Genomic DNA, 14,200 nt, shown 5'->3' with positions numbered 1-14,200 from the left:
GTATTGGATGCGCTGATTGATGACTTTCACTTCTATATCATTCACATAGTACTTTTTTGGTTCGGTGTCCGGGTCAGGTTCATGTATATTGATATCAGTAGAAGAAGGCCCTTCCCAAGTTGGTTCAGGTTCCCTGACCTGATTTCCATCATCATCTCCTATTTCCGGATATGTTGGAGGTACCGGGGAATAATCCGCTCCAGGTTCGTAAATCTGAACAGGTTCCCCATCAAAATCCGGATCAGCAAAAAGGTTGGTGGCTTTTCGGAAATCCATAATGGTAAAGTACAGCTTTCCTTCGGCTTCCCGAATTCTTGTGCCTCTTCCTACAATCTGCTTGAATTCAGTCATAGAACCGATATTTGCTTCCAGCACAATCAGTTTGACCATTTTGGTATCGATACCTGTGGTCAGCATTTTGGATGTTGTGGCAATCACAGGGAAACGCTCTTCGACATCTGTAAAATTGTCCAACTCTCGTTTGCCTACTTCATCGTCTCCCGTGATTTTGACAACATAGTATGGGTGCTTAGAAACCAAATCAGCATTGGCGTTGATCAATGCCTGTCGCATGCGTTGGGCATGTTCTATATCTATACAAAAAACAATGGTTTTGGCATATCTGTCGGTGGCTTTCAAAAACTCGGTAATTTTTTCTGCAATCAGTTGTGTTCTTTGATCGATGACCATTTTCCGGTCATAGTCCTTCAGGTTATAGATCCGATCTTCGATTTCATGGCCAAACTTATCCAACATTCCTGCTGAGGGCCGCCATCCTTCATCCAGATTTGTAGTGAAACGGACAACTTTGTAAGGAGCCAGAAACCCATCCATTATCCCTTGTTTAAGGGAATAGGTATAAACAGGTTCTCCGTAATAGTCCATGTTGGAAATGTCTTTGGTCTCTTTGGGAGTCGCAGTCATTCCAATTTGTGTTGCACCTTCGAAATAATCCAATATTTCCCTCCAAGCGGAAGCTTCAGAAGCCGAACCTCTATGACATTCGTCCACTACAATCAGATCAAAAAAGTCTCTGCTGAATTCTTTGTAAGCATTTTTCTCCTCTTCATTGCTGGTCAAACCTTGATACAGCGCAAAGTAGATTTGGTAGGACTTATCAATTTTGCGGTTTTTGATGATATGCATGATATCATTTCCAAATGGGGAGAAGTCTCCATTTTTGGTCTGGGTGAGCAGGGCATTTCTATCGGCCAGAAAAAGGATCCTCTTTTTGATCCCTGTTTTCCACAGCCTCCAGATAAGGTTGAAGGCAGTATAAGTTTTCCCTGTTCCTGTTGCCATGACCAGAAGGATTCTATTTTTTCCTTTGGCTATGGCTTCAATGGTTCTGTTGACTGCATTTGCCTGATAGTATCTCAGGTTCATGCCTGAATCATCCACATAGTAATCTTGCTCTACTATTTCCCGCTCTTTAGGTGATTCTATTTCTTTGAACTTTAAATATTTTTCCCAAAGGTCATTGGGTGAAGGGAATTGGTTTAATGGGATTTCTTTTTCTCTTTCTTCAGGATTGGTTTTGTCATGAAATACAAAAGAGTCACCGTTGGAAGTAAAGACAAAAGGAAGCTGGAGAATTTCGGAATATTCCAAAGCCTGCTGCATGCCTGAACCCACCCCCTTTTTGTTATCCTTGGCCTCAATGATGGCTAGTGGAATATTGTTTTTGTAATAGAGAATGTAGTCAGCACGTTTTCTTGTTCCCCGGGTATGGAGAGCGCCTTGAACAATAATCCTGCCGTCAGTAAAGAATACTTCTTCACGGATTTGCTTTTGAATATCCCATCCGGCATTTTTCAGTGCAGGTGTGATGAACTTGGTGCAAATATCTCGTTCAGTCAGGCTTTTTTTGTACATCAGAAAAAATCAGGAGAATTAATATAAGTCTAAATATATTAGTTTGAAGCTTAAAAGAAAACTAAAAATAGGAATGGGTTAGAAAAAGTTGACTATTTATTGGCACAAAGAATAAAGATTACTTCATTCAGATGTCTAAGAAAAACTACCAAGAGAAAAAGATTTAGGACAATAGGCTTCAAGATCATCTCTTTCTCTTTTAGGATTAATTTTAAAATTTGATTGAAATTCTAGTTTATGTTTATTTTTGAACTCTACACCAAACAGGCAACATTAGGGTAGAGGAAGTGTGATAAAAATGCGAGTAGTCAGGCTTTATTTCTTGATTCTCGATTCTCAGGTCTATCTTTTGCCCTTCAACCCTCCTCCTTTCTCCTTTCTCCTCCATCCTTCAAAAAACTTCCGAAATATCCACCTCCTGCAAATAGAAGAATTTTTTCACTTTTTGGTATAGCTCATGTTGGTCAACGGGCTTTGTGATATATTCATCCATGCCTACCTCCATAACTTTGGATTTGGCTTTCTCGGTGGCATCGGCTGTAACTGCTATAATTGGAATCGACTTGTAGCTTTCTCCACAGTCGCCATTCCTGATGGCTACAGTTGCTTCATATCCATCCATTTCAGGCATTTGAAGGTCCATCAGGATTAGGTCAAATTTTCCGGTTTTCAACTTCTCCAATCCTTCCAAACCATTCAAGGCAGTTTCAAAACTGGTGTTTTTCCATTTTTTGAGTATTGATTTCATCACCAATTGATTGACAGGATTGTCCTCTACAACCAGAAGTTTTTTTCCTTGGAGATCAAATTCACCGTTTTCCTTAATTTCTCCCATATTATTTGATTTTACAGGTATCTGAAATTCCATATCTACTGTCACTGAAGTTCCTTTTCCTGCTTCGCTTGTCAATTTCAGATGACCATCATATTGTTCCACCAATGCTTTCACAATGCAAAGACCAAGCCCAAATCCACCGAATTTGCGTTTATCATCAATTTGTTCCTGTATAAATGATTCAAAAATCCTATCTAGTTTTTCCTGCTTAATCCCAACACCCGTATCAGTTACCTGTAAAGACATTTTCACCTTTTGATCTGACTCTCTGTCGGTTAGAATTCCCAATCTTACCTCTCCTTTTTGTGTAAATTTAACTGCATTGCTTAAAAGATTCTGAAGGATTTGCCTTGTTCTTGTCAAATCGCCGATAATGAATTGGGGCAATTGGTTGGTTTCCTCATAGACAAATTTGAGTCCTTTATCGGTGCATTGCTTTTCCGTGTTACTTCTGATTTCTTGGAGAAGTTTATGGAAATCAAAAGATTTGAATTGCAGTTTAAGTTCATTTTTCTCAATCCTGGAGTAATCTAAAATGGAATCAATGGAGCTCAAAAGTCCCAAAGATGAATATTGAATAACTTCCAGGTCACTTTTGGTTTTTTCATCTGCGGAAGATTCTTGTATTGATCTGGAAAGTCCAATTATTGCATTGAGAGGGGTGCGCAATTCATGGGAAATATTGGATAGAAAAAATGATTTAATCTGATTGGATTCTTCAGATTGTTGGAGGGCAACCGCCTGCATTTTTTCCTTTTCACCCTTCAATAACCTGATCTTGTTGGACATGGAAAGGGATAGAAACATCACTTCCAATCCGGTCCCAAGTTTGGAACTGAATTCTGTCCAAAATGAATTGGGAATTAGACTGAAATTATTGAGTATAAATACCGAAAAGCCCAAAAAGAAAAAACCGATACCCAAACTAAAGAAAAAATCAGGTGACTTTCCTTTGAGGTATCCTGTGACCAAAGAGGCTATGACATGGATTAAAATCAGAATGCCCAATAAATTGACCAAAGGATAATAGAATTTAACACCCGCTGAAATAGTAAAAATCAGTGCCAATAAAATTATCAAAGAAACCAATAAAACATTGAAAGATTTGTGTATCAATGGACTATACACTTTTACCTGAAGGTAAATCTGTGTATATCTACCAAAAGCAATGGCTGATAGCGTTGCAAAAATCAGTACCGCATGTTTGTTGAACCAACCTGACTCAGGTGTGAAATACTGGTAGAAAAAACCATCAAGTCCCAAATGAAGCAATATGATGGACAACACATAAGCGGAGTAGAGCAAAAAACTTTTCTCCCTGATACCAAAATAGAAAAATAGGTAAATGATACCTGCCAGAAATAGAATACCATAAAACCCTCCAAAAATCAATTGATCAAAATAGGATTGGACAATCAATGATTCAGAATCAAATAGATTCAAAGGCAAATTGATTACCTCTCCGTCACTTTTATAATTGATGTAAAAGGTATAAGTCTCGCCGGCATCCAATTCTAAAGGAAAAAGGATTTTACGGTGATTGATAGGCCTTTCCCGGGCAGGAATTAAATCTCCACTTTCAAAATTCGCTACAAGCCTGTTTTCATGAACTTGGTACAAGTTAACTACATCGGTAATCGGTCTGCCGGTTTCCAGAAAAAGTTTAACAGATTTTTCAAGTGGATTGGTCAGGTCAAACCTCAGCCAATAACTTCCATCGGTGAATCCCAAATTGGTGTTTTCATTGTCAAGCTTGACAAATTCAAGGCTTTCCTCCATTTCCAAAAATGCCCGCAGGTCGATACTTTGGTCATCTACTTGGGTCATTTCAGCATGGGGATAAATGCTGATTGGAAATTCTTGTGGAACAGTTTGGCCAAAAGTTTCATTGACCAAAATCAGGGTTATGACAATAACCCATGAAAGTAGTGCTTTTTTCATGATTGAAGAGTTGGGTGATTCTCAATCCATATTTACGAAAAAAAAAATTACATTAGATTCAGATGTTTTTTATCCCTAAAAAAATGTAACTATTTATGAATTTTAATGTTGATGACATCTTATAAGTTTATAAAAGACTTTTTTATCTCTAAATTGATTGATAAAAGTTGCTTCGAGGAAAAACATATAGAATGCGAAAATGGGAAAATATCTGTTAATCCTGATTTTAATTTTGTTTTGGATTTGCCAATCCTGCAATCAAAACACAGAAACAGAAAAACAACAAAAAGCTTATGGTCAAACCATGGATTATATCAAGCCAATTCCAGGTAAGGATGAAATCATTGAGAACGCATTGATCAAAAGGGGGGAAGTGTTGATATCTTATTCAGGTTGTTATGATTGTCATAAGGCGGAAAATCGATCTAAAGGTCCCTCATTTCAGGACATATCAAAAAGATATCCAACCAATCAGATTTATATCGATCACTTGGCAAGAAAAATAATCAGCGGTGGAACCGGGGCATGGGGCTATCCGGTAATGACAGCCCATCCCAATATAAAAATTGAAGATGCCCAAGCTATGGCCGCTAATATCCTTTCCACAAAGAACCAATAGATTTAAATTACTTATTCCAAAAAATCGGTGTTTTTAAATTTGGGATTTGGGTAAGTGTAAAAACCTTTCCCTGACTTTACCCCAGCTTTTCCTTCATCGAGCATCCTTTTCAGAATTGCAGCAAAATCCTTGGCGCCTTCTTCTTTATTGTTCATCGTCACATGCCAAACAGTATCAATCCCAATGGTGTCCATGATTCCGAAAGGCCCCATATCCACCCGGAAATTGACCATATAGGATTTATCAATACTTTCAAAGCTCCCAACCCCATTGGCGAGCAGTTTTCCTGCTGAACTAAGAATCGATCCCAAAATGGCATTGAAAAGATAGCCATGGTTTTCCTTTTTGATGACAATTGGAACTTGTTCCAAGGATCTTCCAAAATCTTCTAATATCGGAATCAAAGAAGGGTCTGTACCGGGATGCGGCATGATATCAACTCCTTTAGCATAAAAGACATCATGGAAGTGAAGGGAACAGAATTTGTCGGGTCTTCCTGAAATCTTCGCAAACATAGACGGAAGTAGAAATGAGGTATTGGTGGTGAAAATGGTCTTTTCCGGGGCAATTTCTCCAAACAATTCCCAGACTTGATTTTTGACCTTCACATCTTCCAAAACACTTTCACTGATGATGTCCGCATCAGCAACAGCAACATTGGGATCGTCCGTGAAGGTAATACTTTCAATAGCAGAAAAACCTGCCTCTGATTCCAGACCACTTGCCTTAGACAGCTGTAGGATGATTTTGCGCATGACTATTTTGGAGTCCTCCAAAGCTTTTGGATGGATATCATAAATGGTCACTTCATATCCCGAGAGTGTTGATTGAAGGGCAACCCTGCTGCCCAAAGTTCCTGCTCCCAATACACATACTTTCCTGATTTTCATATATTATATTTTATTGGTTTGAATACTGATCAATGCTCTTACACCACAGGCTTTGACCGCATGGATAAGCGCTGCAAATCTTGGATCTTCTGCAAAACCAAGACTAAATCTTTTATAAATCTGTTGAGCAATAACTCCTACTTTGAAAAGCCCAAATACATAATAGAATAGAATCTGATCCAGATTTAAGGGGCTTTTGGAAGCATAATATGCTACAACTTCCGACCGGGTAAAATTTCCTTTTGGGTAGGTTAGGTTGAACATCTTCAATGTGTCCGAATCTGCTGCCTCTGCCCAGTAGGCCAATGTAGTGCCCAGGTCCATCAAAGGGTCACCCACAGTAGCCATTTCCCAATCCAATACTGCTTTGATTGCAGGATTTCCGGCATCTGCCAGTACAAGGTTGTCATATTTGTAGTCATTATGAATGAAACCTGTATTCTCCTTTTCGGGCATATTGGCTTTCAGCCAATCACTCACAGTCTCTATTTCAGAAAGTTCATCTGTCTTGGATTTATAATACCTGTCAGACCATCCCATCACTTGTCTTTCCACATATCCTTCAGGTTTGCCCAGTTGGGATAAACCGGATTGATCCAATTCCAATTGATGCAATTCCAAAAGTCCATCAAGGGTATTTTGGGACAAATTTCCAAAAAAAGAAGCATCCAGATTCATACCTTCAGGAACCCTGTTTCTTAAAATCAAACCCTCTACTTTTTCCATAATAAAAAAAGGAGATCCAATAATATTTTCATCCTCACAACATAAAATGGGATTAGGAACTTTTGAATATCCTGCCTTTTTCAAAGCTTCCAGTACTTTATATTCTCTGACCATGTCATGGGCCTTGCTGATTTTGAGACCAAGAGGTGGTCTTCTCAACACATATTCGCCTGAGGGTGAATTGATCAAGAATGTAAGGTTGGAATATCCACCCTTAAACTGACTGATTACAGTAGAAGTGGAATCAAGACCTAATTGTGTTTCTAGATAGGGTAGGAGGGTCTCAAGTCCTTTGGGTTCTTTATTCATGCTTGGAATATGATTTTAGGATGCTTCTGGCCAAAACTGATTTGTGTACTTCATCCGGCCCGTCATAAATCCTTGCTCCGCGTTCGTGTCTGTACCAAAAAGAAAGTAGGGTATCATCTGTAATACCCAAGGCACCATGTACTTGAATGGCCCGATCCAGGACTGTCATCAATACATCTGAAACAAAAAACTTGATGGTAGAAATATCTTCTTTTGCTGCCTTGGCGCCATATTGTTCAATTTGGTGGGCGGTGTTCATAACCATCAGTCTTGAAGCTTTGATGGAAGCGGCACTTTCAGCGATCCAATTTTGAATGGTCTGCTGCATGGCGAGTGTTTTGCCGGGATCCAGTTCCCTGGAAACAGCCCTTTTGCACATCATATCCATTGCTCTTTCGCATATTCCGATCCACCTCATACAATGATGAATCCTTCCCGGTCCCAATCTTTCCTGTGCCAATACAAAGCCCTGACCTTCATTACCTATAAGATTGCTCATGTGCACCCTGCAGTCTGTGAACTTTACTTCTCCATGAGACATATAATCTTCTCCAACATCGCCCATTATAGGAATATTCCTGATCAATTTGTAACCGGGATTGTCCAAAGGAACCAAAATCATGCTCGCTCTCTGATAGGGATTAGGATTTTGCGGATCCGTAATAGCCATAACAATGGTAAAAGCAGCTCCGTCTGCCGAAGAGGTAAACCATTTGTGGCCATTGATCACATAATCGTCTCCATCTCTGATAGCCAAGGTGGATAAGTGCTTGGGGTTGCTTCCTGCATGGGCAGGTTCCGTCATGGCAAAGCAACTTCTGATTTCCCCTCTTTGAAGTGGGCCAAGATATTTATCCTTCAATGCTTTGCTGGCAAATTGATGCATCAATTCCATATTCCCAATATCAGGTGCCTGACAATTAAAAATATAATGACCCAATGGGCTGCTTCCCAATATTTCGGAAATTCCTGCAAATTCAACTAAAGACAAGCCCATACCACCATCAGATTTAGGAAGATGAGGTGCGAACAGTTTTTCTCTTTTAGCAAGGTCCCTTAGTTCTTTAAGTTTAGGAAGGTAAGACTTGAATGAACCATAAATATCCTCATTTTCAATAGGATATACATGTTTCTCTAAAAATGCTTTGTATTGGGAAAGTAATTCCTTTGTATTTGGTGATATTAAGAATGCTGTATTGCTCATTGGTTTGAATTAAATGGTAAAACCTCCGTCAGCTGTCAACACTGAACCGGTAGTGTAAGAGGAAGCTTTTGATGCAAGAAATAGTGCAACTGCTCCAATCTCTTCACTTGTCCCAACTCTTTTGATGGCCAGAGATTTCATCATGTGTTGCATGATTTTTTCATTGCTCCAAAGTGCTTCTGAAAACTTGGTCTGTATCAGACCCGGGCAAATGGCGTTGACCCTGATTTTATGGTCTCCCCATTCTTTTGCATAAACTTTGGTAAGGGAAATCAGTGCAGCCTTACTTACGCTGTAAATCCCCAATCCTTGTTCGGGAGAAATCCCACCAATTGAACTGATATTGATAACAGCACCGCTGGAAGAGGCACGTAAATAAGGAAAACAAAGGTTCATGAGATGAAATGGGGCTTTGACATTAACATCCATGATTTTGTCATAAGCTTCCAAAGAGGTATCATGAACTGGACCAAAAACAGGATTACTGGCAGCGTTATTGACCAATACATCTATCTGACCATATAATGCTATTGTCTTTTTTACCAAATTTTCCAATTCTTCACTTTTCCCTACATGACAGGAAATTCCAGTGACTTCATATCCTTTACTTCTTAAATTATTGGCCATTTCATCAAGGTTTTCCTGATTTCTGCTGCTGATGACAACTTTGGCACCTGCCGCCGCAAATGTCTCTGCAATACTCAATCCTATACCTTTGCTTGCACCGGTAATCAGGGCAACTTTGTTCATCAATGAAAATAGAGTCGATAAATCCATATTTATTAGCTTTATATAAAGTATTTCAACAAGATAAAAAATATAGTTTTCAAAGGCTATCCATTGGGTAAAAAATATTATGCATACCGAGTATTTTTATTTAACTTGAAGATCAAAATCTAATCAAAACATTAAATACAATAACATGAAGCAGGTGATTTTTGATCAAACTGGAATACCAACAGATGTTTTAAAACTGGAAGAAACTCCGATTCCCCTACCTAAACCCCATGAAGTCAGGATTAAAGTAAAAGCCAGAAATATCAATCCTTCGGATATTATGTTTATCCAAGGAATGTATGGGATTACTCCAAAGCTGCCAAGCAGTGCAGGTTTTGAAGCGGCTGGCATCGTTGACCAATCTGATGAAAAAAACAGTATTCCAGTTGGAACAAGAGTGATATTTACAGCAATTGGTACTTGGAAAGAATATATATGTGTTCCTGCGCAATTGGTTATCCCAACACCTGAAGGTATGTCTGATGAAATTGCCTGTCAGGCTTTTGTCAATCCGTTGACAGCTTTTGGGATGCTGGAGACAAGTGGGCTATTGCGCGGAGATTGGGTGTTGGTGACGGCTGGTGCATCTGCATACGGAAAGTTGGTGATACAAATGGCCAAACAAAAAGGAATTCATGTAGCCTGCACCGTAAGAAGAGATGAGCAAAAAGTGCTCCTGACAAATCTGGGAGCAGATTTGGTAATCAATACCGAAAAAGAAAAACTACAAAAAGTTATTATGGAAAAAACAGATGGAGGGGTAAATGTAGTTTTTGATGCAGTTGGTGGAATTTTAGGCGCAAAAGCTTTGGCCTGCCTAAAACCAAATGGTAAAATGATGGTTTTTGGACTGCTCAGTTTGGAGAATATTCCATTGAATTCTGGTCTACTGATTTTTAAGAATATAAAGGTTGAAGGATTTTGGTTGACCACCTATATGGAAAGTCTCAATCAGGAACAGCGGGAAAATGCCTTTCGCACAGTTTTCACACATCTTTTAACCCAAAAAGTCAAAGTTGACATTCAGGCGACATATCCGTTGGAACAATTTAAGGAAGCCTTAGAAGAATATGAAAAAGGGGGGAGAAATGGGAAAGTGATTTTGGTTTCCTGAATGGATTTTAGATGGTAGATTTTAGAATTAAGATTTGTTGGTAGGAGAAGAAGGGAGAGGTCTAATATGACGTGATATAGATTTCTCTCTACGTTCCTCCACGGGCGGCAGTCGAAATGACCAGGAGAGATAATATGGCAGTAGTTATCCACCAAAACAAAAAACTACTGCGAAAGACTTTGCCTTGTCACCTCGAAGGCAGGAGAGGTCTAGGAGCTCTAAATCGGGGATTTAGATTTCTCTCTTCGAGCCAATGACATAAATCGGAGCAGCGGGTCACCCTGATCCCGATGGCTATCGGGAGAAGGGTCTCATGAGGATCAGGAAATGCAAAAATTAACATAAATTGAACCTTTTGAGATTCCTCGTACCTACCAATGACATAAACTTAGACACGTCACTCTGACGAAGGAAGAGTCTCTACCCTAAGGCTTGGAGATCCTTCAGTCGTACCTCCTTCTGGATGACGGGTAACCTGATGTCATTACCAATTCTGAACATTTTCAAAATGTTGGGGACTCGAAATGACAAGGAAATGCCCTTTTCACGATTGACCCAGCTTTAGTTTTTCAAAACAAACTCGCCTGCACCGCCTGAGGCCTTTGGGCTTGGATGGTTCCTTTGAGCATATCCTGCATCAATTTGATAAAACCGGGCCTGAAATTATCCAATTGGATTTTGATATCCTTGCCTTCAAAACCAACGGGACCCATTAACCTTTCAAAACCTATCAACATGGTCCATACGGTATAAAAGGTGACTTCCGGCTGCAACTCAGGACGGATACTGCCATCTTTGATTCCCAAAGAAACCATCTGAACTCCCAACTTTGCACAGTCATGGTGAATATCTACAAGCTTTAGAAAATGATCACTTTCTAAAATCAAAGGATCAATTTTATGAATAGATTTTTCATCATTGTACAATTGCATGATGCCCATAAAGTTGAGAATTGCTTCATTATACATATTGTTCTTTTTAGTGAAGTTGATGTAGTTACCGGCCAATTCAGTCAGCATTTCCATCCCATTTCTACCCTTCACTTTAATAATTTCCCTAAAAATATCTTTTAGTTCATCAAAGGCTTTTTTGGTGACTGCCATGTACAGGTCTTCTTTGTTTTTATAATAAAAATAGGTAAGACCTTTACTGATTTTTGAACTTTTGGCGACATCATCCATCCTTGTTGCGTGATACCCCTTTTCAGTAAAAAGTTTGATGGCAGTTTCTAATATTAATTTTTCCTTCAATTGTCTCTCGTGTGCACCCATGACCTTTATTTTTCGAATAAGGGTCAAATATATTAAATGGTGGTCAGAAAATCACTGACCACCAAGAAGGTTAATACCAAAGTTTTGGAAATGAACTTGAAAAATTAAATTCCATTACAACCTACAAAAGTTTCCCATTGCTGATTGGTAAGGTTGGATTGGATATCATTAATCAATGTCTTAAGACAGGTTTTGAATAAATCACTGTAAAATTGCTTTATATCCAGATAAACAAGAGAAAACCTTTCCTTCAAATCCGATAATTCCCCAATCAAAGATTCTTGGGTAATTTCCCCTTCTTCAAACTGACGGATATAATCCAACCTTTCTGTCTCAACTCTTTCCAATAAAACTTTGATATCGTCTTTATATGACAAGCCTGTTGCATACCTGCAAACCGCAAAATTATTGGAAGCATCTCTTAACTTGACTCTTTGCAGGATTCCGGGATTCAGGTTATTGAGACAATTGAAAAGTGAAAGATCATCCCCCTCAAGATTATCAAGGTCGGCGGACCTAATGCCGTAAATCCCATCCATACCTTCTGATGGCAGGATGATAGATTCCTCAATCGTTCCTCCAGCTATTTCATAAACAAAAAATCCCTGATGTATCTTGTCCACTAATGCTTCAATAGTGGCCTCAACTTTTAAGGGGTCAGGGTTTTCATCTTTGACACAGGAAAATTGAAAAAAAATTATCAGGAAAAGGGGGAATAATAGTAACTTCTTCACTTTACTTTTAAATGGTATTATTCTCAAAGTTAAGTAATAAATAGAAGAACCCATTTTGTAGGGCTCCTCTAGATTTTAGTTTACTGCTATAATGAAATAATTCTTTTTGCCTTTTTGGACCAAAAGGTATTTATCCTGTAAAAGCTCAAATGTTATGGATTGATTTGGGTCAGTGATTTTTTGCTTGTTGATGGAAACACCACCACCCTGAATCATCTTCCGTGCTTCTCCCTTGGATGTAAAAATAATGGCATCTGTTTTTTCGGAAAGCAAATCTATCACATTAGCAATCGCTCCATACTCATTTTTGGAGATTTCTGCTTGAGGGACCCCTTCAAAAACCTGTAAAAAGGTCCTTTCATCTAATGCGGCCAAGTCTTCAGTAGAAGATTTACCGAAAAGGATTTCAGAAGCTTTCAAGGCCATCTCATATTCTTTATCACCATGCACCATGATGGTTACCTGTTTGGCTATTTCTTTTTGAAGAATCCTCAAATGGGGCATTTCTGAGTGTTCAGTTTCAAGCTTTACAATTTGATCCTTATCCAAGGTTGTAAAAATTCTAATGTATTTTGATGCGTCATCATCAGAGACATTTAGCCAAAATTGGAAAAAGGCATATGGTGAAGTTTTGTTTGCATCTAACCAAACAGACCCAGCCTCGGTTTTACCAAACTTGCTTCCATCAGCTTTAGTAATTAATGGTACGGTCAATGCAAAAGCCTGTCCGCCCTCCATTTTTCGAATCATTTCCGTTCCAGTCACGATATTGCCCCATTGGTCCGAACCTCCTAATTGAATGGAAACATTCCGGTTTTTCCAAAGGTGGTAGAAATCATAACCTTGTATCAATTGGTAGGAAAACTCAGTAAAAGAGAGACCACTTCCTTCTTCCAATCTTCTTTTGACGGAATCTTTGGCCATCATATAGTTGACTGTGATGTATTTGCCTACATCCCTGATAAATTCCAAAAACGAAAATTGGGACATCCAATCATAATTGTTGACCAACTCGGCCTTATTTTCTGCCCCTTCCTTGAAATTGAGGAATTTGGAAAGCTGTTCCTTGATACAGGCCACATTTTGGTCCAAAGTGGGTTTATCCAAAAGATTTCTTTCAGCTGACTTAAAGCTTGGATCTCCGATCATTCCAGTAGCGCCACCAACTAGGGCAAATGGCTTATGGCCGGCTCTTTGAAAATGCAAAAGAGTCATGACACCCACAAGGTGGCCAATGTGCAAAGAATCCGCTGTAGGATCAAAACCCAGATAGGCCGATGACATTCCTTTATTAAGGTGTTCAACGATTTCAGGTGTCATATCCTGGAGCATTCCCCTCCAACGAAGTTCTTCTATAAAGTTGTTCATAAGTAATCCTTGGTTTTTAAAGCTGCAAATATAGGAGGTAGGAATTGAGATTTATGATTTTAGATGGAGAACACACTTGTATTTAGTGAGTGCAATCCATTTTGGGGGAGATAAAATGAGATATTTGAGATTTTTATCAGATTTGGCAGAAGAACCACAGTGGTTTGTAACAAGTCTTTTTTAGCAATCCTGTCCAATTGAATTCCAAGTCCATTTACTTTCTGCATTGTAAAAAACCCATTTAAAAAATTATCAAGCCTGATCCAAAATTCTTCTGACCAAAACTCCCCATTCTTCCTCAAGACTTAAATCAGGTCTTGCTTCTCCGGATCTTTTATACCAGTAATCAGCATTCCAAATATCCCCTTCTTTCCGGTGAAGGTATGCATGAACTCTTGCCGATAATTTATCAGAGGGGCCATCAACTATATCATGAGCTTTTTTCCAATCCCCTTTACCGTCGTGCCACAAAGCTTGTAGTTGTGAGGAAATACCTTTTGGAGGGTTTTTATCTTTCAAGGATTTTATAAATTGTTC

General features: G+C 38.9%; 12 protein-coding genes. 2 read left to right on the top strand and 10 right to left on the bottom strand.

Annotated elements, in window-relative coordinates:
* Both hsdR and ACEW8U_RS09785 read right to left on the bottom strand, forming a co-directional pair.
* A partial coding sequence (gene hsdR / locus ACEW8U_RS09790; protein ID WP_373521858.1) for an EcoAI/FtnUII family type I restriction enzme subunit R occupies nt 1-1,875 on the bottom strand: 1,875 nt, incomplete at its 3' end.
* Between the two features lie 391 nt (nt 1,876-2,266).
* Nucleotides 2,267-4,651 carry a 7TM diverse intracellular signaling domain-containing protein gene (locus tag ACEW8U_RS09785; RefSeq protein WP_373521857.1) on the bottom strand — a complete coding sequence of 795 codons (2,385 nt, stop codon included), beginning with the start codon at nt 4,649-4,651 and terminating at the stop codon, nt 2,267-2,269.
* A gap of 199 nt (nt 4,652-4,850) precedes the next feature.
* On the opposite strand from ACEW8U_RS09785, the gene ACEW8U_RS09780 reads away from it, so the two are divergent.
* Nucleotides 4,851-5,270 carry a c-type cytochrome gene (locus ACEW8U_RS09780; protein ID WP_373521856.1) on the top strand — a complete coding sequence of 140 codons (420 nt, stop codon included), beginning with the start codon at nt 4,851-4,853 and terminating at the stop codon, nt 5,268-5,270.
* A gap of 11 nt (nt 5,271-5,281) precedes the next feature.
* Here the strand turns inward: ACEW8U_RS09780 and ACEW8U_RS09775 are convergent, their stop codons facing one another.
* From ACEW8U_RS09775 to ACEW8U_RS09760, 4 genes are read right to left on the bottom strand one after another with little or no spacing between them, the layout of a single operon-like run.
* Complete coding sequence (locus tag ACEW8U_RS09775; RefSeq protein WP_373521855.1) at nt 5,282-6,160, bottom strand: 3-hydroxyacyl-CoA dehydrogenase NAD-binding domain-containing protein; 879 nt, start codon at nt 6,158-6,160, stop codon at nt 5,282-5,284.
* 3 nt (nt 6,161-6,163) lie between these two features.
* Nucleotides 6,164-7,195 (bottom strand): phosphotransferase family protein, encoded by a 1,032-nt coding sequence (locus ACEW8U_RS09770; RefSeq protein WP_373521854.1) that lies wholly within the window; start codon nt 7,193-7,195, stop codon nt 6,164-6,166.
* The gene (locus ACEW8U_RS09765; RefSeq protein ID WP_373521853.1) at nt 7,188-8,399 is read right to left on the bottom strand and encodes an acyl-CoA dehydrogenase family protein; all 1,212 of its coding nucleotides are present in this window, start codon (nt 8,397-8,399) and stop codon (nt 7,188-7,190) included. The genes ACEW8U_RS09770 and ACEW8U_RS09765 overlap by 8 nt, the downstream gene beginning before the upstream one ends.
* 9 nt (nt 8,400-8,408) lie before the next feature.
* Nucleotides 8,409-9,176 carry an SDR family NAD(P)-dependent oxidoreductase gene (locus ACEW8U_RS09760; RefSeq protein WP_373521852.1) on the bottom strand — a complete coding sequence of 256 codons (768 nt, stop codon included), beginning with the start codon at nt 9,174-9,176 and terminating at the stop codon, nt 8,409-8,411.
* Nucleotides 9,177-9,321: 145 nt separating this feature from the next.
* Here ACEW8U_RS09760 and ACEW8U_RS09755 point away from each other — a divergent pair, with 145 nt between their 5' ends.
* Nucleotides 9,322-10,290: a zinc-dependent alcohol dehydrogenase family protein gene (locus ACEW8U_RS09755; protein WP_373521851.1), complete on the top strand. Its 969-nt coding sequence runs from the start codon at nt 9,322-9,324 to the stop codon at nt 10,288-10,290.
* Nucleotides 10,291-10,859: 569 nt separating this feature from the next.
* Here ACEW8U_RS09755 and ACEW8U_RS09750 read toward each other — a convergent pair.
* From ACEW8U_RS09750 to ACEW8U_RS09735, 4 genes are all read right to left on the bottom strand, one after another.
* Entirely contained in the window at nt 10,860-11,561 is a 702-nt protein-coding gene (locus tag ACEW8U_RS09750; protein WP_373521850.1) for a TetR/AcrR family transcriptional regulator, read from the bottom strand.
* 104 nt (nt 11,562-11,665) lie between these two features.
* Nucleotides 11,666-12,295, bottom strand: a complete 630-nt coding sequence (locus tag ACEW8U_RS09745) for a hypothetical protein (protein WP_373521849.1) — start codon at nt 12,293-12,295, stop codon at nt 11,666-11,668.
* Between the two features lie 75 nt (nt 12,296-12,370).
* On the bottom strand, nt 12,371-13,663 hold the full coding sequence (gene tyrS, locus ACEW8U_RS09740; RefSeq protein WP_373521848.1) for a tyrosine--tRNA ligase: 1,293 nt from the start codon (nt 13,661-13,663) through the stop codon (nt 12,371-12,373).
* Nucleotides 13,664-13,915: 252 nt separating this feature from the next.
* Nucleotides 13,916-14,191 carry a hypothetical protein gene (locus tag ACEW8U_RS09735; protein ID WP_373521859.1) on the bottom strand — a complete coding sequence of 92 codons (276 nt, stop codon included), beginning with the start codon at nt 14,189-14,191 and terminating at the stop codon, nt 13,916-13,918.
* Nucleotides 14,192-14,200 lie beyond the last annotated feature (9 nt).

The sequence above is a fragment of the Aquiflexum sp. genome, assembly GCF_041751335.1.
Classification (GTDB): domain Bacteria; phylum Bacteroidota; class Bacteroidia; order Cytophagales; family Cyclobacteriaceae; genus Aquiflexum.
The sequence above is the reverse complement of the archived record's forward strand: the minus strand, read 5'-3'. Positions and strand labels throughout refer to the sequence as shown.